The organism is Microbacterium sp. Root61 (assembly GCF_001427525.1).
Classification (GTDB): Bacteria; Actinomycetota; Actinomycetes; order Actinomycetales; family Microbacteriaceae; genus Microbacterium.
Window position 1 is genome coordinate 2,444,619 of sequence record NZ_LMGU01000001.1, and the last position, 26,904, is coordinate 2,471,522.

Annotated in this window: 19 protein-coding genes; 3 read left to right on the top strand and 16 right to left on the bottom strand. The window is 69.8% G+C overall.

What is annotated here, in order from left to right:
- Positions 1 to 41: 41 nt before the first annotated feature.
- Positions 42 to 320: a hypothetical protein gene (locus ASD65_RS18810; protein ID WP_082561726.1), complete on the top strand. Its 279-nt coding sequence runs from the start codon at positions 42 to 44 to the stop codon at positions 318 to 320.
- A gap of 108 nt (positions 321 to 428) precedes the next feature.
- Here the strand turns inward: ASD65_RS18810 and ASD65_RS11750 are convergent, their stop codons facing one another.
- Positions 429 to 926: a GNAT family N-acetyltransferase gene (locus ASD65_RS11750; protein ID WP_056224792.1), complete on the bottom strand. Its 498-nt coding sequence runs from the start codon at positions 924 to 926 to the stop codon at positions 429 to 431.
- 147 nt (positions 927 to 1,073) lie between these two features.
- On the opposite strand from ASD65_RS11750, the gene ASD65_RS11755 reads away from it, so the two are divergent.
- The gene (locus ASD65_RS11755; RefSeq protein ID WP_056222806.1) at positions 1,074 to 1,253 is read left to right on the top strand and encodes a hypothetical protein; all 180 of its coding nucleotides are present in this window, start codon (positions 1,074 to 1,076) and stop codon (positions 1,251 to 1,253) included.
- A gap of 10 nt (positions 1,254 to 1,263) precedes the next feature.
- Here ASD65_RS11755 and ASD65_RS11760 read toward each other — a convergent pair whose 3' ends face one another.
- Positions 1,264 to 1,509: a hypothetical protein gene (locus ASD65_RS11760; protein WP_082561727.1), complete on the bottom strand. Its 246-nt coding sequence runs from the start codon at positions 1,507 to 1,509 to the stop codon at positions 1,264 to 1,266.
- Positions 1,510 to 2,141: 632 nt separating this feature from the next.
- On the bottom strand, positions 2,142 to 2,591 hold the full coding sequence (locus ASD65_RS19040) for a hypothetical protein (protein ID WP_156378859.1): 450 nt from the start codon (positions 2,589 to 2,591) through the stop codon (positions 2,142 to 2,144).
- 148 nt (positions 2,592 to 2,739) lie between these two features.
- Between ASD65_RS19040 and ASD65_RS11775 the strand changes: the two genes are divergently transcribed.
- On the top strand, positions 2,740 to 3,363 hold the full coding sequence (locus ASD65_RS11775; RefSeq protein ID WP_056222816.1) for a TMEM175 family protein: 624 nt from the start codon (positions 2,740 to 2,742) through the stop codon (positions 3,361 to 3,363).
- 240 nt (positions 3,364 to 3,603) lie between these two features.
- On the opposite strand, the gene ASD65_RS11780 is transcribed toward ASD65_RS11775, so the two are convergent.
- The 13 genes from ASD65_RS11780 to ASD65_RS11840 form a co-directional block, all read right to left on the bottom strand.
- On the bottom strand, positions 3,604 to 4,080 hold the full coding sequence (locus ASD65_RS11780; RefSeq protein WP_056222820.1) for an LpqN/LpqT family lipoprotein: 477 nt from the start codon (positions 4,078 to 4,080) through the stop codon (positions 3,604 to 3,606).
- 26 nt (positions 4,081 to 4,106) lie between these two features.
- Positions 4,107 to 5,171, bottom strand: a complete 1,065-nt coding sequence (locus tag ASD65_RS19155) for a hypothetical protein (RefSeq protein WP_056222823.1) — start codon at positions 5,169 to 5,171, stop codon at positions 4,107 to 4,109.
- A 69-nt stretch (positions 5,172 to 5,240) separates the two neighbouring features.
- Positions 5,241 to 5,510: a WXG100 family type VII secretion target gene (locus tag ASD65_RS11790; protein ID WP_056222826.1), complete on the bottom strand. Its 270-nt coding sequence runs from the start codon at positions 5,508 to 5,510 to the stop codon at positions 5,241 to 5,243.
- A gap of 157 nt (positions 5,511 to 5,667) precedes the next feature.
- On the bottom strand, positions 5,668 to 10,089 hold the full coding sequence (locus ASD65_RS11795) for an FtsK/SpoIIIE domain-containing protein (protein ID WP_056222829.1): 4,422 nt from the start codon (positions 10,087 to 10,089) through the stop codon (positions 5,668 to 5,670).
- A complete protein-coding gene (locus tag ASD65_RS11800) occupies positions 10,086 to 10,832 on the bottom strand; it encodes a hypothetical protein (protein WP_235566681.1) in 747 nt (248 codons plus the stop codon). The genes ASD65_RS11795 and ASD65_RS11800 overlap by 4 nt, the downstream gene beginning before the upstream one ends.
- Positions 10,829 to 12,484, bottom strand: a complete 1,656-nt coding sequence (locus tag ASD65_RS11805) for a serine/threonine-protein kinase (RefSeq protein WP_056222836.1) — start codon at positions 12,482 to 12,484, stop codon at positions 10,829 to 10,831. The genes ASD65_RS11800 and ASD65_RS11805 overlap by 4 nt, the downstream gene beginning before the upstream one ends.
- Positions 12,481 to 13,935: an FHA domain-containing protein gene (locus ASD65_RS11810; RefSeq protein ID WP_056222841.1), complete on the bottom strand. Its 1,455-nt coding sequence runs from the start codon at positions 13,933 to 13,935 to the stop codon at positions 12,481 to 12,483. Before ASD65_RS11810 ends, ASD65_RS11805 begins: the two co-directional genes overlap by 4 nt.
- Positions 13,932 to 14,789, bottom strand: a complete 858-nt coding sequence (locus ASD65_RS11815) for a PP2C family protein-serine/threonine phosphatase (protein WP_056222845.1) — start codon at positions 14,787 to 14,789, stop codon at positions 13,932 to 13,934. Before ASD65_RS11815 ends, ASD65_RS11810 begins: the two co-directional genes overlap by 4 nt.
- On the bottom strand, positions 14,786 to 16,090 hold the full coding sequence (locus ASD65_RS11820; protein ID WP_082561730.1) for an RDD family protein: 1,305 nt from the start codon (positions 16,088 to 16,090) through the stop codon (positions 14,786 to 14,788). The genes ASD65_RS11815 and ASD65_RS11820 overlap by 4 nt, the downstream gene beginning before the upstream one ends.
- On the bottom strand, positions 16,083 to 18,437 hold the full coding sequence (locus ASD65_RS11825; RefSeq protein ID WP_082561731.1) for a transglutaminase-like domain-containing protein: 2,355 nt from the start codon (positions 18,435 to 18,437) through the stop codon (positions 16,083 to 16,085). Before ASD65_RS11825 ends, ASD65_RS11820 begins: the two co-directional genes overlap by 8 nt.
- Positions 18,434 to 19,687 (bottom strand): DUF58 domain-containing protein, encoded by a 1,254-nt coding sequence (locus ASD65_RS11830; protein ID WP_056222852.1) that lies wholly within the window; start codon positions 19,685 to 19,687, stop codon positions 18,434 to 18,436. The genes ASD65_RS11825 and ASD65_RS11830 overlap by 4 nt, the downstream gene beginning before the upstream one ends.
- Positions 19,687 to 20,658 (bottom strand): AAA family ATPase, encoded by a 972-nt coding sequence (locus tag ASD65_RS11835; protein WP_056222855.1) that lies wholly within the window; start codon positions 20,656 to 20,658, stop codon positions 19,687 to 19,689. Before ASD65_RS11835 ends, ASD65_RS11830 begins: the two co-directional genes overlap by 1 nt.
- A 46-nt stretch (positions 20,659 to 20,704) precedes the next feature.
- Entirely contained in the window at positions 20,705 to 26,761 is a 6,057-nt protein-coding gene (locus ASD65_RS11840; RefSeq protein WP_056222858.1) for an Ig-like domain-containing protein, read from the bottom strand.
- Positions 26,762 to 26,904: the final 143 nt, after the last annotated feature.

A 26,904-nucleotide genomic window follows, 5' to 3' on the forward strand; every position in this document is an offset into this window, starting at 1 on the left:
TGGGTGCCCGTTTCTACGCTGACCAAACCTAGAATCGCGGGATGGATCACTTTGACGTCGTCGTCCAGGGTGAGCTGTTCCGAATCAGCGAGCGAACTCAGCCAGATGGAACCATGAGTTACGACTTTGCGTGGCTGAACGGGCCGGCGGAAGGAACCTACGGGTTTACTGTAGGTCGATCTTCTGGTCGCAGCGCAGCGCCTGAACTCGTCGCGCAGGCACTGCAGTTTGTCGAGGCGTTCTACGGACCCGGCGGTATCGGAGAGACGGACTTCCCCGATCACACCCCGGGCGGTGTGGGACGCAATAACAGCGAGTGAGTCTGCGGCACCGACGCTCAGCTTCGATCGCCGCCCGCAACCCGGTCGCCTTGCGGACGGTTCGGTGCACGTGCCTGGTCGTCGGAGAGACTCCTGAGGCTGGCTTCGTCAGAAGCGCATGGCGTACACCGTGGAGCGAACGTGACCGCTGCGGTGATCCTGAAGGTGCGTCATACCGAGCTTTTCGGCGACACGGAGCGAAGCCGTGTTGTCGGGATGGATGATCGCGACCAATTCAGGGGCAAGTAGTTGGTCTCGAGCGAAGTCGCGGCACGCGGCCGCTGCCTCTGTCGCAAGGCCTTGGCCCTGCATCTCGGCGCGAACATGGTAGCCAACCTCGAGCCGTTGTGCCCCGTCGACCGGCTGCCACGTTAGTCCGCAGTCTCCGACGAATTCGCCGTCATGCGTCTCGATGACCCACAGCCCGTACCCGTGCTCCGCGTAATTGCGTCGCGTCCAGGCGATCCACCTCGATGCCTCGTCTCGAGTCTTCGGTGCGGGGTAGTACGCCATCACTCGCGGATCGCCGAGCAGAGCGGCCATGTCGTTTAGGTCGCCGACTGTCATCTCTCGGAACCGAAGACGAGAAGTCGCTGAAGGGATCACCACGTAACGATAGCCAAACTCGATGCCGACGGCCGAAGTGTCCGAGGCAACGCAGGATCCACCTGCGGGCGTCCGTCACTGCGCTATCCAGCTGTGAGTTACCTCAGCAGCGGGGTTGCGGACTTGCGTGGAGGTTAGCCTTGCGCCATGACCGTCGTTCCGGACGCTGAGGGTATCGGGCCGGTGCGTACTGCGCTGTGGATCATCGCCGTCGTGATCGCCGCTGTCGGCGCCGTTGCGGCGATTGCGATCGGCTCGTGGTTGCCACTCTTGCTTGTGGCAGGCCTGGCCGTGCCCCTGATACCGCTTGGCAGGCACCGCGGTTAGCGATCGTCCCTCAACGAACGGCGGGGCGCTCCTTAGACATGAGTGCAAACACGAACACGCCAACCGCCACGATCGTCGCGACCGCTGCGACAGCCATCACGGTTGCGTCGGCGGGGAGCATTGCGCATCCCGCCGACGTGTCCTCGTAATCGCAACTGCGCCACGGCTGGAAGAAGTAGGCGACGGTGATTATCGCCCCAACGAGTGCGCAGAGCGCGCTGCCCGCAACCACCCATCCGCGCACCTTTGAGTCCATGGGCCGAGCCTACGATGCACCTTCTACCGGTGCCCGCAGTCCAGTCGGTCAACGTGACAGTTCGAGCAGAAGCTGATCGACCCACGGACGCAGATCGGACAGCGGTACCGTGAGTTCCATGCGACGCCCCGACGTGGTCTGTCTCTCGCGGATGGCCGGCGCCATCGTCGCGGTGATAGGAGCCGCCTTGCTTCTCACCGCCTGTGTGCAGACCTATCCGATCTCTCGCGCGCCGGACGGCGATCCGATACAGGCCGCGAGGGAGCTCCCGGATGCCCCGATGCGGTTCGCGATGGTGAGGCTGCGGTCAGTTGCGGCGAATTTGCTCTTGGCCAAGGAGAAGAGCTGCCGACCGAGGCGGTGCAATGCCTAACACGTGCGGCTTCGGCGGACGAGGATGCCGAACTGGCATGGACCTTCCCGACCACCGAGGGCGATTCGATGGTCTACTTCGCGTTTGTTGGGGGTGGAGACGACGAAGTGACCGTCTTCACGACAAACGCGTTCGACTCATATGGTGGGGATCCCGGCTGGACGAAGAACTCGTGCATGGATGTTGTCGTTGCCACCAACCCTCTGGGATGCCCAACTCCCTAGCGGGCCCGGCCGACGCGTGTTCGCAAGTCGGTCCCTTAGCGTGCGCTTCGTTTTGAACCGATGCCGGCGAGGATGATCTCAATCCCGGCGCGGAACTGGTCGCGGTCGTCATGCTCGGCAAGTTGCCGCCCGATTCGCTTGAGGAACGGAAAGGGCGACCGGCTGTTCGAACTAGCCACGATCGGCATGCAGAAGTCCGATTCCTCCGACCGGTTCATCATGCTGCGCGAAGACGCCGACCCGACGTGCTCTGGAACATCGAGGTATTCCGCTCCGTCGACGCCAAGGAAGCGTACGAAACCAGCGATATGTCCGACGAACTGCGCGATGAGATCATCGACCTCCTCGCCGAACCACCCATGCGGATAGAGGCGCACCCCTACTCCGCGATTCCCACCCTCCCCGGCGACACCGCCTGACCCGCCGCGGTAATCGGGAGAACGCGTCATCGAACCGTCCGACTGTTTGCCCAGCGCCGCATCCAACCACGAGAGGATTGTCGTTCTCGAATGGCCGTCCAACTGCGTTGACGGTCGATGGGGAGGCGATCATCCTGAGAGCGTGACCAACTCGCCAGCTCCTGACGCCCCTCCTAATAAGAAGAACTCTGACTTCGCCTCAACGAGCTCTATCGTGTTCGGCCGCGACGTTTCCTACATCGATGCGGTGTATGGCTTCGCCGCCACCCTGCTCATCGCGAACGTCGACGCGCCACCGGCCGCAGCATGGAGATCGCTCGATGCGCTTGTCGCGTCTGGCGTGGTCTTCCAAGCTTTCGGGTTCATTCTCAGCTTCACTGTCATCGCAGTGTTCTGGCGCCTGAACGTCAGGTTGACGCGGCTGTTCACGGGTCTGGATTCGGTCACGACGATTCTGAATCTGGTCGCCGCGGCAGGCGTCATCTTCCTGGCTTTCACAACTCAGGGAATCAGCGACCCGGCGTCCTCGCACTTGCGCATCCCAACAGTTCTCTATGCGGTGAACGTTGCGCTCGTGTCGATCTGCATGAGCATCATGTACGAAGTGGCTCGAGCCCGGGGGCTTCTGCGACACCCCACGAGCCGCCGACAGAACGCGGCAGATCTCGCCGCCGGCCTCGTGGCCCCGATGGTGTTCCTGGCCTCGATTCCGGTCACTATCGTGTGGGGAGCGATTCCCGGCAGATGGTGTTGGGCGGCACTCATCGTTCTCTCACCGATCGCGGGGCTCCTCGCCGCGCGGACCGGCGACACCCGCAAGCCTCGACGAAAAGGCTGAGCACAACGCCTGTACGTCCGCCCAGCGCTGACTACAGCACCACGCTGCGCTGCCGTGTAGACCGAGCGCGACGTGACGCCCTCAAGCCGGTCGACTTGCGGAGATTCGCCGTTCGTACTGTGCCGAAATGCGGCGGTCGCGTTTGATTGTCCCGTCATTCGGCCCGATCACGCGACGTCTACGCTCCGCGCATCACCGAGCCCGCTGCGCAAGAACTCGCTCTTGCTACGGTCGGGCGCGTCAGCCCGCGGTGATGCGCGTGCTGGCGATGATCTTGCGGATCACCGGGAGCGACTGCTCGTAGTCGGCAGGTGATGAGGTGCCGGTGACGCGGATCACGTCGGTGAATGGCCCGGATTCGACGACCGTGACCGCAATGATCTGGATGACGGTGCCCGCGGCCTCGGTGAGGTGCGCGAACTCGGACACGAACCAGGGCGTGCCGTCGAAGCCGACCTGGGCTGCGTCGACGGGAGCGACCTCGTTCAGCGCGGCGATGTCGGCCTGCACGGCGGCCGCGGCCTGCTCGAGCGTGACGGCGCCGACGGCGCGCGTGACACCGGCCACGACGTTCGGAGAGAAGGCGTCGGCTCCGCGATCGTCGATCACCGCGAACAGCGTGTTGACCACCGCACGCGGGGTCCACTCGTCAGGGTGCTGCAGCGACACCGCGGGGAACGCGGGGAAGGCCGCACTGGGGAAGGATGCCTCGGGCATGTCTGTTCTCATTCCTTCTTGTCCGGCTACCAGCCGAACAGGTCCATGACGTCGTCGGCCATCTCTTTCGGACTGAACTCGATGTTCGGCTTGATGCTGAAGCCGACGCCGAGCGAGGCGCCGATCTCGAACTCGAGCTTGACCTTATCGAGTCCCAGGTCGGCGGTGGCGCTGAGCTCGCCGCCGATGCCGGCGCGGACACCCGCCTCGACACCGCCGCCCAGTCCGAAGACCTCGCCCTGGACGTTGCCCTTGATCTCGGCTCCGGCGAATCCGCCGAGCTTCGCCGCGGCCTGGACTCCGTCAGGGCCCACCTCGATTCCGGCTCCGGCTTCGGCGCGGGCACCGGCCATCGCGTCGTATCCGACGCCCGCACTGGCACCGCCCCAACCGATCTCCAGCGAATCCTCGGCCCAGGCGCCGGCCTTGCCGCTGGCTTCAGCTCCGAGGGTGAGCCCGGCCCCGCCGGCCTTCTCGGTGTCGTCGCCCCATTGCTTGCCGTCGAAGGTCTTGCCCTCGTCGCCGTCGAAGTTGAACTTCCAGCCGGCTTCGCCCTTGGCGCCGAGCCCGTAGTCGCCCTCACGGGTGACCTCGGCTCCGGCGAGGTCCCACTTGTCTTCGAACGTCGCGCCGATGCCGGCCTTGCCGCTGACACCGGTCGGGCCGGCTTCGCCCTCGGCGCCCGACCAGCCGGGTCCGTCGCCTTCGACAGGGCCGCCCCCACCGCCACCGCCGCCACCACCGCTGGTACCGCCGAAGTCGCCGCCGCTCCCCCCGAAGCCGCCGCCACCGCCGGTTCCGCCGCCGCCACCACCGGGACCGCCGGTGACCGCACTGGTGGTCTCCTGGTCGTCGGCATTGGACCGCAGCGTGCGCGCGGCCTCACGCAGACGCGTGGAGCCCTCCGCGATACGCCGGGAGTAGTCGGTGTCCCAATTGGACCGGAACGACACGGCATCCGCGCCCTTCCACGGTGCGCGAGCCAGCTCGCTGCCGAGCAAGGTCGAGATCGAGGCCAGCTGCTCCGCCGCCCGATCGAATTCTGTCGCTGTGTCGCGCAGCTGCGCGACGTCGGCTCCGTATACGCCCATGGGTCACCCCCTCCCGAGGTCAAGAATCGTCGGACGGGGCGGGCCCGAAGGCCCGCCCCGTCCTGACTGCTACAGCGAAGAAGAAGTGCTCTCCTGCGCGCTGGCGTTCGAGGACGCCTTCTGCGAAGCGTCCTGCAGCGCAGCGATGACGTTCTTCAGCGCAGCGGTGTGCTGGCCCGACCAGTCGTTGCGGAACTGCTCGGAGTCGGGACCGGTCCACTGCGTCGAGCTGAGCAGGCTGGTGAGCGTGCTGAGGATCGACTGGATGTCGCTCGCCTTGGTGTTGAGCTGCTGCGAAAGCTGACGAACCTGTTCGACGTCAAGACCCCATACGGCCATGATGTTCTCCTTCGTGTGTGTGTCGGCTACGTTCCCGGGGCTTCCCGGGAAATCTCCCTCGAGAGGGTGCCTCTCGTGTACCACGACGTTATCCCGCCGCGGCGATGAGCGTCGATGGGGACAAATCCCCACCGACTCCCCATGGCCTTGTTCCCCGTCATGCGGAGGACCCCGGGGTTGCCACCTGGAGACGCGTAGCGCGACCCTGGTGGATGATGAATCCCCGACCAGGGGGGAAATCGGTTCGCTTCAGACGGCCCAGCGACGTGCCGTACAGAGCGTCTCCGTCGACGTCGCTCGGAGCCAGGACGAGCCCGCGACGGGCCGCCTTGAACGGCTGCGCGAGCATCCACGCCTGTCCCCAGGTGGAGGACTCCGCCTCGCCGACGACGAAGCCGTCGGCCCGCGCGGCGGCACGGATGAGGCGGTCGAGCGATGCCTCGGCCTCGGTTCCGGTGAACTCGGTGACGTGCTCGATCAGGATCGCCGGCCGCTCGAGCTCGCCGCTCGCGATCGCCGCCGTGAGTGTCTCGGCGAGTGCTGCAACGGCCGCAGCGTCGTGCGCCACGTACTGCGACCCGGACGCGAGGGTGAGCGCGGTACGCCGCGGGGACAGGTGCACGATGACCTGCGACGGCGTGGCCCGGCGCAGGGCCTGGCCGATCGTCGCGAGCGCCGTGGTGCGGCCGCTGCCCGGGGGGCCCGACAGCAGGAACGCGCCCTTCGGGTCGAACCCGGCGGGGCCGAGGTCGATGTCGGCCAGACCGATGGCGGGATCTCCCCCGGCGGTGCGCACCGGCACGTCACTGAGGGGGATGGACTCGGGCAGGCGTCCGACCCCGGGCGCCTGGGCGATGCCGTTGCGGCGCATCGCGTCGCCGAGGCGCTCGAGCTCGCGCGACTGGACCGCCATGTTGGCGCTGCCGCCGAGCACGGCGAACTGGATCTCGTCGCCCTCCAGCAGGCCGCGGCCGGCCGGGGATGCGGCATCCAGGACATCCTTGGCGACGCCGAGGAGCATGTAGTCCTCCTCGGTCGCCATGCGCAGCACGAAACGCTTCTGCACGGTCGAGGCGATCGAGTTGGGCAGGGCGTTGGGCCGGTCGCCCGACATCACGAAGTGCACGCCGACCTGGCGGCCGTCCACCGCGAGCTGCGAGAACAGCGTGAACCAGCCGGAGCTGCCCGCCGCGAACTCGTACGACTCGCGGAAGGCGCCGAGGCCGTCGATCAGCACGAGGAGGCGCGGTTCGTCCGGGCGCGAGGCCAGCCGACGGTACTCGGTGATCGTGCCGGCGCGCAGCTCTCCGTAGCGGGCCGAACGCTCGTCGACGATGTCGCGCAGCATCCGGAGCAGTCGCGTGACGCGCTCGTCGTCGTCACCGGCGATGATCGCGCCGACGTGCGGCAGTACCTCGAGCATGCGCAGGCTGCCGGCGCCGAAGTCCAGGCCGTACACCTGCACGGGTCCACCGCGCGGGGTGATGGCGGCGGAGACCGCGATCGAGCGCAGCGCCGTGCTCTTGCCGGATCCGCCGGTGCCGAACAGCGCGACGTTGCCGTCACGGTCGGGCTCGTAGAACGCGGTGGGCTGCGACTGGGTGGTCGGGTCATCCAGCACGCCGAGCAGCAGACGCTCGTCGGTGCGGGGGCTGGGGAGCCGCGCCAGGTCGTACGTCACGGCCAGTTCGTCCAGCCAGGGTCGCCGCGGGGCGGGGATGGCCAGGCCGGATGCCGCGGCTCGGACGGTCCGCACGATGCGGGCGATGTCGGTCGGGCCGGGATCGGCCACCTCGACGATGCCCTGCTCGGGGAGGTCCCACTTGGCGCGGGCGCCGAAGTCGAGCTCGTGGATGTCGATCTGCGGGCGGGGCTTCTCGCCGCTCGACCAGCCGCCGACGTAGCCGGTCTGGAACGGGACGATCCGCCCCGGGCCCATCTTCGCGGCACCGCGACCGGGGATGCTGGGGTCAAAGTGCGCCGCAGCCGGCGTGCCGAGGATGTCGCTGGAGTCCTCGGCGTCGGCCATGCGCAGCGCGACGCGCAGGTTGGTGTTGGCGCGGAGGTTGTCCTTGATGACGCCGGCGGGGCGCTGTGTCGCGAGGATCAGGTGCAGGCCGAGTGAACGACCGCGCTGCGCGACGTCCACGACGCCGTCGACGAACTCGGGCACTTCGTTGACCAATGCGGCGAACTCGTCGACCACGATGATCAGGCTGGGCGGCGTCTCGGGATCGCCTGTGCGCTCCAGCGAGATGAGGTCCTTGGCCTTCTTGCGGTTCAGCAGGTGCTCGCGATACCGCAGTTCGGCGCGCAGCGACGTGAGCGCGCGGCGCACGAGGTGCGGCGACAGGTCGGTCACGAGCCCGACGGTGTGCGGCAGGTCGACGCAGTCGGCGAAGGCCGAGCCGCCCTTGTAGTCGACGTAGAGGAACGTGACCCGGTCGGGGCTGTGCGCCGAGGCCATGCCGAGCACCCAGGACTGCAGGAACTCGGACTTGCCGGCACCCGTGGTGCCGCCCACGAGGGCGTGCGGGCCGTGCGTGCGCAGGTCGAGGTGGAACGCGCCGGCGCCGGCGTAGCCGACGAGGGCGCGCAGGTTCGCCTCCTTCGACCGACGCTGCGGCACGCGGCCGTCGCGGGGCGTGATCGAGTCGTTCTCGCGCCAGCGGTCGACGATGACGGCCGAGTCGGCGCCGAGGTCGGTGCCGGACAGGTCGATGTAGGAGAGCGACCGGGGCAGGTCGGATTCGTCCTCGACCGGGGCTCCTGCGTCGACGGTGGGCGAGAGCACGCGGGCCCACGCGGTGGCCGAGCCCTCATCGAGCAGTTCGACGCGCACCGGCGTGGAGGACAGGCCGCGCCGCACGATGCCGGCGGCGGTGTCGTCAGCGACGGTCTCGACCGTGAGGAACGTGCGGCACGCCGCCGGGATCGCACCCTGGTGCGGGGCGACCCAGACCAGGTGCACGCCCACGTCGGGACCGCGCTCGGCCAGACGCGTGAGACGCGCACGATCGACGGATGCATCGTCCTCGACGAGGACGACGACCACCGGCACGCGCGCGGGCGCGATCTGCGGACCCTTGCCGGTCTCGATCGGACCGTAGATCGTTCCGCCCTGGTCGCTGGTGCGCTCTTCGACGAGCCCCTCCAGGCGGGACAGCAGCGCGCCGCCCGTGCCCGGGTTGGCAGCGAGGTGCGAGCCCTCCAGGGGGCTGTGCGGCGAACTGGCGTGGGGAAGCCACTCCAGCCACGACCACGCCGGGCGGGTGGCGGGCGAGGTGAACGCGGTCACGACGAGCTCGGCCGGAGAATGGGTCGCGACCAGCTGCATCAGCAGCGCGCGGGCCGCAGCATCCGCCTGTCCGCGGGCACCGGCGATGCCGATGCTGCCGGCCTCGCGGAAGTCGGCGACCACGGGGACGTCGTCGATGTCGGCGAAGCGGTCGCGCATCTCGAACAGCCGATCGGCGAATTCGGGCAGCGTCTCCTCGGTGCCGCTCAGTTCGATGACGGCGCGCGAAGGCAGACGCCCGGTGCCGAGTCGAGCGGTGAGGAACCAGGTGTGCTCCGGACGGTGCGTCCAGGTGAGGTCGCCCCACGACGACAGTGCGGAGAGCGCCTCCACGAGCGCGGGCACCTCGCGGGCGCGGACGTCGCGCTCGGTGTCCTGCTCGGTCACCATGCGGTCGGTGAAGTGCTCCATCGAGGCATCGAACTGCTCGACGGCCTTCTTGTGCTCGGCCTTGGCGGTGAGCCGGTTGTCGATCCACGCGCCGATCATGATGAGGGGGCTGAGCGCGATGAACACGACGGTGAGGATGTTCTGCGTGACGGCGAACAGGATCGCACCCATGAGCACGGGCGCGACCAGCGCGATGATCGGCAGACGGTTGCGAGCCGGCGGCTTCGGCGCCTTTGGCGCGGAGAACGTCTTGTCCTCGTAGCGCGGGACGACGCGCGGCGACCGGACGACGTCGACCGTCGAGCCGGCGGAGTGCACTGTGCCCGGGCGGCTGAGCGGCACGACGCACACCTCGGTGCTGCCGAGCAGGACGACATCGGCGGGGCCGAGCGCGGTGCGCACGACCTGCTCGCCGCCCATCATCAGACCGTTGGCGGAGTTGAGGTCGATGATCTCGATGCCGGCATCGACGTTGATGCGGGCATGACGCTTGGAGACGAGGGCGTCGTCGATGACGAGGTCGGCGCCGGGGTCGCGGCCGATGACGTTGGAGCCCGAGCGCAACGGCAGCTCGGTGCCCGCCGCCGGGCCGCTCAGGATGCGCAGCACCGCGGCCGGGGCGTCGTCGCCGACGGCCTGTGGTGCGGGGGCGAGCTGCAGGGTCGTGCCGGAGCGGATGCCGGACTCGCCGACCGCGCGCTCGGGGTCGAGCGTGCGGGCACCACCGGACTCGTGCGCGACGATGGTGACGCGACCGGGGTCGCTCGCGTCCCCGGTCGGATCGGCGACCGCGAGGGTGCGCGCGATGTCGCCGACCGTCGAGGTGCCGTCGGCTGTGACCTCCAGATCCACCGGCCCGGTGGGGCGCTGGAGGGTGAACTTCAGCTTCACGCGTCTTCCTCTCCGAGGCCGGCGTGCTCTTCGTCCAGCAGCGGCAGATCTTCACGGGTCACCAGTCGAGCGGCGATCGCGTGCTCGACCAGGCGCACCCGACGGTTGGTGGCATACGAGCGGACTCCGCCGCGCATGCCGGGCACGCCGATGCGATCGAGCTTGTCGCAGACGTTGTCGAGTTTGCGGTTGAACCGGGTGAGGGTCCAGCCGAGCCGCTCCGCCGCCTGCGCGGAAGTCGGCAGCTCGCTCATGCCGGTGCCCTCACGCCGCAGCACAGGCTCGGCGAGCGCGAGGATCATGAGTCGCTGGCTGGTCGTGAGCGGCACATCGCCGATGGTGGACTGTCCGCCCTCCTCGTCGAAGCGCTGCGCCTCGCGGAAGGTGGGCTCGGCCGCGTGGATCGTCAGCTCGTACGTGGTCGGACCCGCGCTGAAGATGACGGACGTGGTCTCGAACACGATCGGCAGGCGCGCGCCGGGCGCGAGCCAGGCCTGTACGCGACTGCCGGAGTCGGTGACGGTGGCGGCGAGCCGGCTGCCCACGTTGGAGAGCAGCCAGAAGCCGTCGGCATTCTGGATCGTCAGGAAGTGACGGTGCAGGAAGAGGTTGTCGTCGATCGACAGGTCGCCCTCGCGACCGACCGTGAACACGTCGCCCGGCGCGACCGAGAACTCCTCGCCGGCGAACTCGATCGTGACCCCGGCCACCGTCGGCTGGGTCGATCCGTCGACGCCGCTCACGGCGTGCACTCCGTCGTCGGCTCCGAGGCCGTGCCGTTGGCGCGGCGCACCATCACCTCGATGCAGGTCTTGCCGGTCGGATCGGCTGGCACGGTGACGCCCGTCTCGGGTGTGCTCGTGAAGTCGGGCGCGACGCCTACCTGCGCGAGGCTCCACAGGTACGTGTCGCCCTCTGCCGGGGCGGGGTTCGTCCACGTGAAGGCCACACCGTCGGGAACGACCGTGCCCACGAGATCCTCCGGCGCCGCGACGCCGATGCCGATCGGATCCTGCGGCTCGGAGTCCTCCTCGGTCGCCGTGGGCTTCGGCTCGGCGCCGCCACCCAGGATCGAAGGCAGCGAGACGCCGACGATCACACCGACGATGACCACCGCTGCCGCCGACACTGACCACCACAGGGCGCGCCGCGACTTCTTGCCGGTCGGTGCCGGGAGTGCGGGTGTCTCGAACTGGGCGGTCGGCGCCACCGGCGCACCGGACCGCACGATCGTCTCGTCGATCGACGCACCGGGTGCTCCGAAGGACGCGCCGGGCCGCACGGTGTCGGCGACCGACGCCGCGGGCGGCGCATCTCGACGGACGGTGTCGAAGGCGACGGATGCCGCGGGGGTCGCGGGCGGAGTGCCGGGCGCGATCGGGTCGAACCGCGGAGCGACCGGAACGGTGATGGCGGACGGACGAGTGAGGCCCGCCGCCGGGGACGTCTCCGGGTTGATGCTGACGACGCCGCGCACCCGGGTGAGACCGTCGTCCTCGTCGGGCTCGGCCTCCTCGTGGGCACTGTCGTCGAGGATGTCGATGGGGGTGACCGAGTGCGAGAGCTCGATCTGCACCTTCTGCAGCGCACGCGCGAACGCGAGGGCGGTCTCGAACCGGTCGGCCGAGGGCTTGGCCATCGCCCGCTCGAGGGTGCGCATCAGCGAAGCCGGGGCATCCGCTCGGCCCAGCGGGGGCAGCGGCATCGTCTCGATGCGCTGAATGAGATCGGCCGCCGTGTTGCGCTGATCGGGGATCTCGAACGGCGAGCGGCCGGCGAGAAGCGTGTAGACGGTGGCGCCGAGCGCGTAGACGTCCGAGCGGGGATCGCTGTGCGGGACGTCGGCGAACGACTCGGGCGGCGACCACGGGATCGACAGACCGGCGGACTCCGACGCCGCGGCGGTCGTCGATGCGATGCCGAAGTCGGTCAGGGCCGGGCGGTTGTACTCCGTGACAAGGATGTTCGCCGGCTTGATGTCGCGGTGCAGCACTCCGGCGCGGTGCGCGGTCTCGACGGCTGCCGCGACCTGGATGCCGACCCGCAGCGACTCGGCGATCGAGAAGGGCTCGCGCCGGTAGCGCACCTGCAGGTTGGGGCGCGGGCAGTACTCCATCACGAGGTACGGGCGTCCGTCCCGCGCGACGGCGGCCTGATAGATCGTGACGATCGCGGGATGCGTCGAGAGCATCGCCATGACGTTGGCCTCGGCGGTGAACTCCGACACCGAGCCGGTCGAGATGCGCTCGGTCAGCAGCACCTTGACCGCGACCCGGCGGCGTGGCAGGTGCTGTTCGTAGAGGTAGACATCGGCGAAGCCGCCGGATCCGAGCACGTCGACATACGTGAACCCGGGAAGGTCGGGCGGCGACATCGGCGCCCGCTTGGCACTCATGCGGGGCTCCCGTGACCGGGGAGGTGCAGCGTGACCGTGATGCCGTCGCCGAGGTCGAGCAGATCCCCGTCGACGACCACGATCTGCTCGCCGGGATGGATCCGCACGGGCTCCGCGCCGGCGCGATGCAGGATCGTGCCGTTGGTGGTGTGCAGGTCGGTGGCGAGGATGCTGTCGCCCTCGACGCGCAGTTCGAGGTGGCTGCGGGAGATGTCCTGCTGCGGGCTGTCGACCGCGACGAGGTGCGGCAGGTCGGTGCCGGTCACGCGGGTCGAGCGCGGGCGCCGGCCGATCACGACGGTGCGGTCCAGCACGAACTCCTGCCCCGTGGAGAGGACGATGCGGCCCGGCGCGGGCGCGCGGGGCGGTGCGAGAGGTGGTGGAGCCGAATCGAGCGGCGGGGTGGAATCGGAGTCGGCGGCGCGCATCGCCCGGGCCTGTGCGAGGGAGATCGTGGCACCGTCGTGGTCGCCGGCGGCGGGCTCCTCGGCGGGTGCCGCCGGTGCGGCGTCATCGTCGGCGTCGCGCACGGCGGCGTCCTCGACGGACCGTGCAACGGTCTCGCCCCAGAGGTGGTCGTACCCGGTGGTCGTGCCGCCCGGCTCGGCCACCGGCTCGACCGCGCGCTCCGGGACGGTGGTCGCCTCCGGTGGCAGCAGGGTGTCGTCGGAGAGCATCGGCGGAATCGAGTCGATCAGGCCACCCGCGCTCTCGACGGGTGCCTCGACGGGCGCGGAGGTCGGCACAGCCGTGACCGGCGCGACCGCGGCGAGGTTCGACCACGGCCCGCGCGCGGCGGGAGCGGCCTCGGGCTCGACCGCCGGCTCGGGTGCGGGTGTGGGCTCGGGAGCGGGCTCCGGCTCGGGCTCGGCGGCCGGCTGGAGGATGGGCTCCGACACCGGTTCCGGCTCCGGTTCGACGACCGTGACGATGACGGGCCCCGCGGATGCCGCGTCCGAGACGACGTCCGCGACCGGAACGCGGCCTGCGACCGCCGCCGAGGCATCCGTCGCGAGCAGCCACTCGACCGCCGCAGCCAGCACGACGCCGTCGCGGATCGGGAACTCGGCGGGAGCGGGCGACGACTCGGTGGGGGTGATGGCGACGCGGACGGCATCGAGGATGACGCGCTCGGTCCAGGTCGTGACGCCGGCGCCGGTGGCGGACTCCACGCCCGTGCCGGTGTCGACGGTCACGGTGAGCGGACCGCGCACGGCCAGTCGCACGGAGCCGGACTCGGCCAGTGCGACGGCGAAGGAGGGGATGGCGGTCAGTGAGGTGCCGAACGCCCCGGTGAGGGCCTCGAGCACGGCGGCGAGGCCGCGCCCGGCCGACACCTGCTCCCAGATGCGGGTCAGCAGGGAGGCGGGCAGGTCGCCCCCGACCACGATCACGCCCTGGTCTGTGACGACCAGGTGCCAGTCGCCGGCGGCGTATCGGACAGTGCTCATCGGAGTCCCCCTCGTGCGACCTGCGGCGCGCGCGGTCGCGTGTCGGCGTCGATGTCGTCCGGCGACGGGCCGACCGCTGGCACGGTGTCGTGCACGTCGGCGGTCTCGCAGCGCGACCGCACCGCGACGGCATCCACGACGAGCGCGGTGATGTTGTCGCGGCCGCCGTGCAGCATGGCCTCGTGCACCAGGCGCGTCGCCGCCGCCTGAGGGTCGGACTCGGCGCGCAGGATCGTGTCGATGCGATCCTTGTCGAGCTCGCCCGACAGCCCGTCGGAGCACACCAGCATGCGATCGCCCTGTTCGGCCGGGATCAGCCAGAAGTCCGCTTCGCCCTCGCTACCCGCGCCGATGGCACGCGTGATCACGTTGCGGCGCGAGTCGCTCGTGGCGGCGACCGCATCGAGTTCACCCCGGTCGACGAGCTCCTGCACGACGGAGTGGTCCACGCTGATCTGCTCGAATACTTCCCCGCTCAGGCGGTAGGTGCGCGAATCGCCGAGGTTGATCGTGAGCCAGTAGCCCTCGCCATCCACGTCGGCGATCACGACACCGGTCAGAGTCGTGCCGGCCCCGCCGCCCTGCCCGACCGGAAGTCCTTCGACGCGCACCCGCGCGCGCTGCAGTGCCGTCTGCACCTCATCGATCGTGAGACTCGGTCGACCGACGAGCACGGAGAACTCGGCGATGACGGCCGCACTGGCCACCTCGCCCGCCTGGTGCCCACCCATGCCGTCAGCGACGAGGAACAGCGGCGCGGAGGCCAGGTGCGAGTCCTCGTTGATGCTGCGACGCAGCCCCCGGTCGGTGGCGGCGCCGACGATCACCTCGATCGGCGGGTGCGCTGCGGTCATGACACTCCGTCGACGATGACGTGACGGTCGCCGAACTCGAGCCGGTCACCGCTGCGCAGGATCAGGCGTCCGCCCGGAGTCAGCGCCTGCCGTGCACCGTCGCGCACGAGCACCGTGCCGTTGGTCGAGTGGCGATCGATGACCCACACGCCGTCTGCGGCGCCGTCGATCTCGAAGTGGGTCTTGGACAGCGACAGCGTCTCGTCGCGCACCGTGACGGCGACCGCACCCGGTTCGTTCGACGGGTTGCGACCGAAGAGCGTGCGGCCGTACACGGCCACGCGGGTGCCGTCATCCCACGTCAGCGAGACGATCGCACGGGCGACGGATGCCCCGGCCCGGGTCGCGTCGAGGTCCTCCTCATCGGCGACGGCAGCAGCGGGCGCCGGCGGCACGACGGGCGCGGCCGGAGCGGCCGGAGCGGCCGGAGCGGGCGGCACGGGCGGGGCGGCGGGTGCCGACACCGGGGCGGTCGCCGGAGCCACCACCGCGGGGGCGACCGGAGGCAGTGCGGGAGCAGGCGGCGCAGCGGGAGCATCGGCAGGAGCCGGTCGTCCCATCTCGGCCGCGAGCTGTGCCGGGTCCGCGGTCACGCCGGGGACGATCGAGATCATGCCGCTCGGACCGTTGGGCGTCTCGGGGGGCTGGGTCGTCAGCGGTGATCCGGGCGCGAAACGCACCGCCGCCGAGGCCGCCGGAAGCGGCGCGGGGCTGCCCGGGGTCGCCGCAGGTGCCGCGGGCACGGCGGGAGCACCGGCCGGCGGGGGCAGATAAGGGTTGGCGAGCGGGGCGGGCGGAGGAGGAGGGATGACGGCTGCCGCAGCATCCATCGCCTTCCGATCCACGACGACGTCGCGGGCCACCATGTCGTGCCAGCCCTGGCGCTTGCCGCTCGAGTCGAACAGTGGCGAGAAGTATCCGACGACGATCGAGGCGCCGAGCGCCCAGATGATGTTGCGCAGCAGTGCGCGCCAGAAGCCGATGCGGCCGCCGGCGACGTCGTCGCGCAGCTGCAGCCCGATGATGCGCTGGCCGATCGAACCCCGACCGCCCTGCATGGCCGTGTAGACGAACGTCCACGCGAAGCTCACGAAACCGATGATGAGGTACGCCAGCAGGAGCGCCCAGGCGAGCGAATCGCGCTCCCACGCGGGACCGACGAGCATGATGAGCCCGAAGGTCAGAATGCCCAGCACAACCGGGATCGCGGCGGCGACGCCCACGTCGATCGCATAGGCGCCGACACGGCGGCCGATCGTGGCGGGGATCAGCACCGGGGGGCGCGTCCGCGGATCAGTCATTGTTCTCCTCGGTGGGCGGCGTGGGCTCTGCGCTGCGGCGCGGTGAAGCGAAACGGATGCGACCGAGCTGCGCGAGGCGCGTCCCCGACAGTAGCGAACGCAGGCTCAGACGCGCACGCATCCGCCGCCAGAACGACATCCGCTGACCCATGCCGCCGACGATCTCGTCGACCTGGCGCCAGAACTCCTCGACGTCGGCCGTGGTCGGCTCGGCGGGGCCGAACACCTCGGCCTCGGCACGGCGTGCCAGCGTCGTCACGCGGGGTTCGGCGAAGGCCGTCGCGATGACGTTCGCGTCCTCGACGTGGGTGGCCCCGGTGGGGACCGGCGTGCCGAAGTCCACGGCGCGGTCGCGCAGTTCGTCCCAGCCGCCGCTGATGCGGTCGGCGTTGCGCTCGGCGGCCTTTCGGCGGCGACGACGGGTGGCCTTGACGGCCCCGATCACGATGAACGGCGACGCGAGCAGGGCGAGGATGCCCAGGCCCAGCGCACTCCAGCCGATGATCGCGAAGATGAGGGCGAGGTCCACGGCCGTCTCATCCTCGGACTCGCGGTCGTCGGGCACGGTCGGCGGCAGGTCCACCGGCTCCTGCTGCGGGGGCGGCGGCTGCAGCACCTGCGGCTTCGGGTCGGCGCGCGGCTTGGTCGACTGGTCGGCCGGAACCTGATCCTCCGGCGGCGTCGGGTCGAAGGGCACCCAGCCGACGCCGTCGAACGCGACCTCGACCCAGGCGTGCAGGTTGTCGCCGGTGGCCGTGAAGACGGCGCCGCCGGCCTGGTCCTCGTCCGGGTAGAAACCCATCACGACGCGGGCGGGGATCCCGACCTCGCGCGCGAGGAGCGCCATCGCCGTCGCGTACTGCTCGTCGTCGCCGATCATCTGCTCGCCGCCGATCAGCGACGCGATGCGCTCGGCGCCGTGTCCGGCGCGGGAGAGCGTCTCGCCCTCCAACCCGTGGCTGAAGAACCCGCCCTCCGACAGCATGAGCTGCAGCGCACGCGCCTGCTCGATCGGAGAGCTCGCGTCGGCGACGGCCGTGGACGCGACATCCGCGAGGTCCTGTGGGACGCCGACCTGCTTGGGCAGCTTCACGGGCGCGAACCGGACCCCGGCGAGCTTCTCGTCGGGGACGTCCTTCGGGATCACGGTTGTGAGCGTGTACGCGTCGCCCTTGCGCAGGCGTGCGGTGACCACGCCGGTCTCGGTCGAATCGTTGTAGTAGGCCGAGCGGCGCAGATCGTCTGCGCGGTCGCCGGAGAACGTGACGCTGGTGGTGGCACCGGCATCCGGTAGCCAGACGCCCGCGTAGTCGCCCACCTCGACCTGCAGGGTGACCGGGGTCCCCTCGGCGTCGGGAGACATGTTGCCGCGCACCGGGGTGAACGCGCTCGAGGAGCCGGCGCCGCTGTCGGACACGTTGTAGACGGTGCCGTTGTAGGCGTCCATGGCCGCGATGCGCACCCGGGCGCCCTCGGGCAGACCGCTCACGGTGAACAGCGGCGTCTCGAGGTCGTCGCGGACGTAGCCGCGGAAGCCCTGCAGCGGACTCGCATACTGCTTCACGTCGAACGGCGGGATCACGACGTCGCGCAGCACGTAGCGCGGCGAGTCGGGTGCGGCGAAGGCGCTGGCGGCCACCCCGACCGAGGCGGCGACGGCGATGATCACGCCACCCGCGACGACACGGCGCAGGGCGCTGGAGGCGACGGCGTCTCCCCCGATCGAGACGGCGCCGGGTGCGGGCGCCCACGCCTGGCGGACGGCGAGCCAGACGAGCGCGACGACGGCGAAGACGGCGCCCTGGACGAGGGGGAACGCCGGCTGCGAAGTGCCGAGGGCGATCTGCACGGCGAGGAACGCGCCCGCCGGAACGAGCGCCCACGCCGCGTGCCGCGCCCGCAGCGCGAGGCTGCCGGTCAGGACGGCGGCGACCAGGCCGAGCAGGAACGGGACGATGAGATGACCATCGGATGCCGCGACCGGGGCGACCGTGGTGAGCAGTTGCTTCCACGATGTCACCACACCGACCGCGAGCTGGCGGAGCGTGTCCAGGGTCGGGATGACGCCCGCCACGGTGGTGTGCGGCAGCGCCAGCACGCCGCCGAAGAGGAAGTAGGCCGCGACCGTGAGTCCGGAGATGATCAGGATGCCCCAGCGCAACAGTGCGCCGAGGGTGGCGATCGCGAGGCCGACGATCAGGGCACCGATGGCGGCGACGAGATAGCCGGGGCCGCCGAACGTGGGCCAGAAGCCGGCGATCGGCACGGCGAGCAGCAGCAGAGCCGCGCCGAGGTCGAGCAGCCAGCGGCGCAGCGGACGGGCGGTCGTGGTCGAGGTGTCGGTCATGCCAGCACCTTCCTGAGGGCTCCGGCGAGCTGGTCGAGGGCGCCGACGGTCAACACGTCCGCCTCGCCGATGCGGCGCAGCCCGGGTGCGGCGCCGGTTTCGACGACGACCGCGAGGGCGCGTGCGCCGTAGGGCAGGCGCGCGCAGGCGATGCGCAGCTGGGCGGCGCTGACCGCGCTGCCGCACACGAGCACGACGACGCTGGCGAGCGCGATGGAGGCGGAGACGACACCGGCGAGCTCGACGATGCCACCCTCGCGGGGACGGGACTGCTCGAGTCCGGACAGTGCGTCGAGGAACTGCTTGCCGGTCGCGGCGGGCAGCTCACGGCCCTGCACGCGCACCTCGACGCGCTGGGAGTCGCGCAGGGCGCGCAGTCCGAGCGATCCGGCGGCGGAGATGGCCAGCTCGAACTCGGCCCCGTCGCGGTAGTCGGCGGCGCTGCGGGAGAGCCCGATCACGAAGTGCGAACGGCGGGTCTCCTCGTACTGACGCACCATGACACTGCCGGTGCGGGCCGTGGACTTCCAGTGCACGTGGCGAAGGTCATCGCCCGGCTGGTATTCGCGCAACGCGTGGAAGGAGACATCGTCGGGCGACAGGTCGGTGGTGGGAAGGCCGTCGAGGTCGCGCAGGAACCCGAGCGACTGGCCGCTGAACAGCACGGTGCGGGGATGCACGTACAGGTCGACGGGCTCGTCGCGGCGGTGGACCCGCTCGAAGAGTCCGAGCGGGTCGCCGCGCACGACGCTCACGGGACCGACCTGCAGGATGCCGCGCTTCTGCGTCGGGATCGCGAACAGCTCTTCGGCCTCGTCGCCGGCGTGCAGGCGGCGCACCGAGAAGACACCGCGGCCCGAGCCGACCGGCAGGACGACGCGGGAGGGCAGGATGGCGCGGTTTCCGGTGTTCGCGAGGGTCAGCGCGCCGACCGCCCGCTCGCCGACGACGACGCGCGTGCGGTTGAGATCGAGTGTGACGTCGTACGCGGTGCGGCCGATCAGGAACAGGGCGCACAGCACCAGCGTGACGCCGATGATCAGCGCCGCGATCGTGAGCTCCCACCAGCCGAGCATCTCGCCCGCGATCCAGAGGATCAGCGCGGTCGCGATGAGCACCCAGGTGACGGGGCGCGCGATGCCGAGCAGTTCGCGCGTACGCCGCAGGACGCGGGATGCCACGGGACCCGCGACCTCCCGCCATCCGGCACGATCCCCGGCGGGGATCGACCCGAGTGTCTCGCTCGTCATCAGGCCGCAGACCTCGCCTGGGGAGCGCCGACCGAGTCCAGCACGCGGTTGATGACCGTCTCGGCCGTCGTACCGGAGAACTCCGCCTCGGGGTCGAGCACGATGCGGTGCGTCCAGACGGCCGCAGCGAGGTCCTTGATGTCGTCGGGCGTGACGAAGTGGCGGCCCTGGGCGGCGGCCCAGACCTTGGCGATGCGGATCATCGAGATCGCGCCGCGGACCGAGACGCCCAGACGGGTGGCGGAGTCGTTGCGCGTGGCTTCGGAGAGCTGGGCGGTGTAGCGCAGCACGGCGGACTCGACGTGCGTGGTCGCCGCGAGATCGGCCATGTCGGCCACGGCGCTCGTCGTGATCAGCGCGGGGAGGTGAGCCGACGGGTTGCGGTCGGAGGCACCGGCAAGGATCTGCTCGGTGGTCGCGAGATCCGGGTAGCCGATCGAGGTCTTCACGAGGAAGCGGTCAAGCTGCGCCTCGGGCAGCTTGTAGGTGCCGGCCTGCTCGATGGGGTTCTGCGTCGCGATCACCAGGAACGGACGACCCGCGTCGTGCGTGACGCCGTCGACGGTGACGCGCGACTCCTCCATGACCTCCAGGAGGGCGGACTGCGTCTTGGGCGAGGCGCGGTTGATCTCGTCCGCGAGCACGATCGAGGAGAAGATCGGGCCCTTGTGGAACTCGAACTTGTGCGCAGCCTGGTCGTAGATGGTGACACCCGTGACGTCGGAGGGCAGCAGGTCCGGGGTGAACTGGATGCGGTTGCTCGTACCCTGCACCGTCGCGGCCAGCGCCTTGGCGAGGCTCGTCTTGCCGGTTCCGGGGGCGTCCTCCAGGAGGACGTGGCCCTCGGCGAGCATTGCGGCGATCACCAGGCCCACGACGTCGCGCTTGCCCATGAGTGCACGGTCGACGTTGTCGACGAGGCGGGTGAACGTGCCCTGGAACCAGGCGGCCTGTTCGGGAGTCATCGTCATTGCGGAAATGTCCTGTTCTTGAAGTGAGGTGCGATGAAAAGGCGCATCAGTACCACGTCATCCGTGGCGTGCTGCCGATGCCGTCGATCTCCAGCCAGGGCTGGCGCCCGGTCCAGCCGTAGTAGCAGCTCATCGTCACCGAGCCGTTCGCCGGGATGTAGTAGGTCTTCCCGGAGAAGCGCGGCTCGTGATCGTCCGAGCAGGCGACGAAGTAGTTGCCGGCGGGGAAGTTGGTGACGTTCAGCTGCATGAACGCGCACGAGGAGCTGCTGCAGTTCGGCATGCTGCCACTGGTCGTGCCCTTCGAGAGCGTATACGTCGGCTGTGGCGGGTCAGCTGTCCGCGCCGACGCCGACGCGACCGCCGACACCTGACCCTCCGTGTCGTAGGCACGCACCTGCACGCTGCCCGTCACGCTGTGCCCGTGGTTCACCGATGTGCTGCCGGTGCGCCCCACGTTCTGCCAGCCGCCGCCGTTGATATTGATCTGCATGACTTGGATGCCGCGGCCGTTATCGGCCGGAGCCGACCACGAGTACGTGATCGACGTGCCGCTCGCAGACGCACCCGCGCCCGGCGTGTTCACCGGACCGTAGGGCGCCACCGAGCCGGAGGGCGCGGAGGCCGGGCCGTCGTAGCGCACCCCGTCCAGCGATGTGTACGCGCGCAACGTCACCTGGTAGCTGTTGTTGTTCGCGATGCCGGCGGTGATGGTGGTGCCGTCCCAGTCGCTGCGCCAGCCCGAGCCCACGTTGTACTCGTACTTGACCTCACCCGCGGTCGCGCCGTTGCCGGCAGCCGGCGTGTAAGTCACGTGGATGCGGCTGTTGGCGGCCGGAGTCGTGGCGACCACGTTGGTGGGCGCTCCGGGCGCGACGAACGCGCGTCTCGGCGCCGACTGGGGACTGTCCGCCCCCATGCCCGCCTTATTGGAGGCTGACACGGTGAACGTGTAGTCGGTCGTGGATGCATCGATCACGACCGCCTGGGTCGTCTGACCTGCCGCGACCGGAATCGTGTTGATGAGCGATCCGCCGCGCAGCACCTTGAGGCTGTAACCCGAGATCGCATCGCCGTTGTTGGCAGGGGGCGACCACGCCACCTGCATCTGCGCCTGCGAGCCGACCGGGCTCAGCCGCGCCGTGGTCGGCGCGCCAGGAGCCTCGGGCGCCCGTGCGGGCACCATGCCGGCCGAGGGCGCGCTCCAGCTCGACGGATCGGGAGCGAGGTTCACGGCCTGCACGCGCACCTGGTAGTTGGTGCCGTTCTCCAGACCGTCCCACGTCAGCGAGTTGCCGGTGACCAGCGTCTTCTGCGAGACGCCCGACGGCGGGGCCGGCGAGATCTCCAGGTTGAAGGACTGCACCGGAGAGCCGGGCGTCGACGGGGTGACCCAGGCGACCTTCAGGCTGCGGTCGCCGAACTGCAGGGTCGGCGGGTTCGGGGTGTCCGGACGCGCGTCGGGACGCGCCTCCTCCGAGGGGGCCGACGGGTCGGAGTCGTTGACGCGGTTGGTCGCGATCACGACGAAGTTGTACTTGACGTTGTTGGTCAGCCCGTCCAGCGTGCACGTCGTCGACGCGCACTTCTTCGTGTAGTCGCCCGCCACGGACTTGACCGTATAGCCGGTGATCTCGGCGCCGTTGTTGGCCGGCGGCGTCCACGACAGCACGACGGTGCGGTCCTGCACGCTGGAGACTGTGGGCGTGCCCGGTGCGTCGGGGCGTCCCTGCACCGTCAGACGGATGCGTCCCTCGACCTCGCGGTCGACGTCGGTCGTCACGTCCTGGATGCGGTAACGCACGACCATGGTGCCGAAGAACTTCGCATCCGGCGTCACCTTGACGTTGGTGCCGGAGACCTCGACGGTGCCCTCACCGGTCTCGGTGATCGCCGTGGTGACCTTCAGCGGGGTGTCCGGGAACGGGTTGAAGTCGTTGTCGAGCACCGGCACGGAGACGGTCTTGCCCTGGTGCGCCTCTTCGATGGTGTCGTCGTTGGCCGTCGGCAGCGGACGCGTGGAGGCCGTGACCCGCACGGTGACGCTGCCCTCGATCGCCTCGGTCTGGCCGTCGCTGATGCGGAGCTTGACCGTGGCGGTGGTGCCCTTGGGCGTGTTGGAGCCGGCGCTGACCTGCAGCTCCTGACCCTTGATGCTCGCGCTCATGCCCGTCGGCGAACCGCCGACGATCGTGTAGCTCATGTCATCGAGGTCGTCGGGATCGGGGTCGCGGGTGAGGGCGAGCAGATCCAGCGTCGCGGCATCCTCACCCGGAGCGACATCCATCTGCCCGTTCGAGAACGTCGGCGGCTGGTTGTCGGGCGGGAGCACCGTGATCGGCAGTGTGAGCGTCGCCTTGCGGCCCTCGGGGTCGTCCGGGCCGGTGCCGTCGGTCACCTCGAAGGTGATGGCGTCCTGCCCGAAGTAGCTGTCGGCCGACGTGTAGACCAGCGTGGTCTGGTCCTTGACCAGATCGGCGCCGTTCGAGTGCACCGCCGCGACCTTCGCCGCCTCGGTGATGACGACCTTGGCGCCGCCGACCGCCTTGACGTGGTCGGCGAGCTTGATCTCGATCGTCTCGCCGCTCTTCACCTCGACCGGAGTGACCGTGGTCAGCGTCGGGGGGAGCGAATCGAGCGACGGCACGCGGATGAAGGCGGATGCCGCGAGGCCGTCCTCGTCGGTGATCGTGTACGTGATCAGCTGGGCCTCGTCGCCGAGCACGACGCGCACCTTGCCGTCCGCGAGCACCTTGGCCCCGGCATCCTGAACCGTCACGGTCAGCGCCTTGGTCGTGCCGTCCGGGTCCTCGTCGTTGGCGAGGACCTCGACATCGACGGTGTCCTCCTCGACGTCCTCGGCGCGGATGCGGTCATCGCGCGCCACCGGCCGCTGCAGCGGCACGTCCTCGGCCACCGTGACCTGCAGGACGGCGATGCCCTTGGCCCCGCGCGCATCGCGGATCGTGTACTGCAGCGAGGTCTCGATCGGCTCTCCGGGCGAGGTCACGACGACGCGGTTGCCCTCGACCTTGGCCGACAGGCCGGCGACCTCGGGGAGGATCAGTCCGTCCTTGACGAGCCCGATGGCGTCACCGTCGGGGTCGGAGTCGTTCGCCAGCACCGGCACGGCGACCTTGCGATCCGGACGCATGACGACGGAGTCCTTGACCGCGTACGGCGACTGGTTCGCCGCCTCGCCCGGGGCGATGCCGATGCGGATGGAGGCGGTGCCCTCCTTGCCGAGGCGATCGCGCACCCGGTAGGTGAAGGTGTCCACGCCCGACGAGTCGTCGAAGGCCTGGTAGACGAGCGTGTCCGCGCCTACCTCGACGATGCGCCCCTTCTTGGGGGCCGACGCGATGCCGATCAGATCGACCGAGTCGCCGTCGGCGTCGATGCCGTCCATCGGGATCGCGATCGTGACCTGGGAGCCGGTCAGGGTGCGGGCCACGATGTCGCGGGGCCGCGGCGCCTGGTTGGTCTCGGCGTTGACGGGGAGCACCTGGATGGTGACGTAGCCGGCATCCTTCTGACCCGTGCTGTCGGTCACCTCATAGGTGGCGTAGACCGTTCCGGGCTCGTCGGGGGCGCGGAAGCGGAGCACGTCCTGCGAGACGAACAGATCGCCCTCGTCGGGCTTGATCAGCGGCGGCACCAGGTCCGGCGCGACGTGGATCGTGTCGCCGTTGGGGTGGTAGTCGTTCTCGAGCACCGGGATCGTGACGATGTCACCGGCACGGACGATCGCCTGGTCGTCGTTGGCGACCGGGGGGCGCAGCTGCGCGGGCGCGGGCACGGGGATGACCACGACCTCGCCGTCGGCCGTCTGGATGCCGTTGGAGATGCGGTACGCGATGCGCACCTGCGCGCCGAGCGCGGACTGGTCGCTGATGCGGAGCGTCTCGTGGTTGAGGACCGAGACGGCCACACCGGTGCCGGGATCGACCGTCACCGACTGCACCACGAGGATGCCGCCGGCCGGGTCGGCGTCGTTGGCCAGCACGTTCACGAGCACGTCGCCACCGCTGGGCAGCAGTGCGACGTCGCGCACCGCGATCGGGGGCAGGTCGGTGTCGGCGTCCTCGAGCACGTCGACGCGCACGAGACCGGGCACGCCGTTCGGACCGGTCGAGACGAGGTATTGGATGTAATAGGTGCCGGGCTTGTTCGAGACGAACGAGAAGGTCTTGTTGGCGGTGTCGAGCACGACGATCGCATCGGCGACCTCGTCGACGCGCGCGAGGCGCAGCTGCTCACGACCGGAGCTCGTGTCGTTGGCCAGCGGGGCGACGGTGGCCGTCTGCCCGGCGCGCACGACGACGTGGTCGGCGTTGGTGATCGGCAGGGTGGAGCCGACGGGACGCACGTCGAAGCGCACGGTCCCTTCGGTGACGTCGGTCCCGTCCGAGACGATGATCGTGACATCCTTGCGACCCTGGGTTCCGCCGATGGCGCGGTAGGTGATGCGGCCGTCCGAGGTGAAGTCGGCCTCGTCGCCCTCGGCGGGCACGACGGCCTGCAGGAAGACGTCATCGCCGTCCGGGTCGATCCAGTCGGGCAGCACGTTGTAGGTGACGGTGCCGCCGGCCTCGACCGCGACGTTGGTGACGCGCTTCTGCTTCGGCGGAGCGTTGGTGTCCCAATCGTGCACCGCGAGTCGGACGGTGGCGGTGTCTTTGCCACCACGCCCGTCGTCGACCTCGTAGACGAACGAGTCTGCGCCCGTGGCATCCTCCGGGACGGCGATCTGCAGACCTGCGCCGTTGTTGATCGGCTGGATCGTGCCGAGAGCCGGGTTGCCGCCGGGGACCGTGGCGGTCAGCACATCGCCGTCCGCGTCATTGTCGTTGTCGAGCACGGGCAGCACGGTGGTGCGGCCGGGCCGTACGCCGAAGTCGTCGTCCGTCGCGACCGGGACCGTGTTCTCCGGCGTCCGCTCGGGGAGGGTCGTCTCGACGGTCTCCTCGGTGGTCTGCTCGTCTTCCTCGGCATCGCCCTCGGGCGGCGTGATGTCGTTCCAGTTGTCGATGCGCTGCATGCTCTCGCTGGCCATCCAGGCGCTGCCGCCGACGACGTCGTTGAGCACGACCACGTCGCGGTTCTGCCGGAAGGCGAGCACGGATGACTCATCCACACCCTCGATGTCGACGGCGAGGTCGTCCTTGTCGCCGACGCAGTCGCGGATGAACTTCGCCGATCCCGACCACGCGGAGTACGCGCAGCCCTGCAGCACGACGGGTGCGGAGGGGGAGCCCTGCGCGCCGGAGCTCTTCTCGGTCGGCTCGGAGCCGTCCAGCGGGACGCGAACGAGGTGGGACTTCGTGGTCAGGGCCACGGTGGTCGTCTCGGCGGACGGCTGCTGCAGCGCAGCACCATCGGCATCCGGAACCTCTGTGCGCATGCCCGTGGACGTCTGCACCATCGTGCCGCTGAGCACGACGGCGGTCGAGCCGACCGCGGTGATGCCGCTCTCGGCGTCGGCGTCGAGGGGTTCGAGGTTGTGCACGGAGGGGTCGCCGGGCTCGCCCGCTTCGAGGCGGATCGAGAGGATCTGGCTGTCGGCGACCGAGAGCGCGTGGACGGTCCCGTCCACGCCGACCGTGACATCGGCGTTCTTGCCGAGTTCGGCGGTGGGGTCGGTGCCCTCGACCTGGAAGGAACCGATCGCCTCGGAAGGCATGACCCAGAGATCGCCCGAGGTGCGGTCCAGCACGGCGACGGTCGAGCCGCCCAGTACGACCTTCGCGCCACCGGGCACGTCGGCCGAGTCGGCGAGGGTCACCATCGCCGGGTCCACGGTCGTGACCGTGCCCTGCGAGGAGTCCACGACGAGCACAGTGGAGCCGGTCTGGAGAATGTCGTAGTCGTCGGATGCCGCACGCAGGCCGCCGTCGAGCACCTGCGACTCGTGGTTGAAGTGCCCGACGAGCAGGCTCGACTTCTTGGTCACCCAGACGCCGCCGTCGTGCAGATCGACTTCAGTGGTCGGGAACCCCTGATAGACGAACGCCATTGTGGTGATCGCCACCGCGGAGATCGTGACGACACTGGCTGATGCGACGGCGCGCGGACGCGCTCGCAGCCACGCGAAGGTCTTCATGGACCTCGGCCTCCTCAAGGGCAGAGTGCAGGGCGTGGCGGGGGGACCCGACTGCCAAACCGGGCGCGCACTGGGCGAAAAGGAACGCCCACCAGCCTAACCTCGGATTTTCACGCTTCCTGACGAAATGATGGGTACAATTC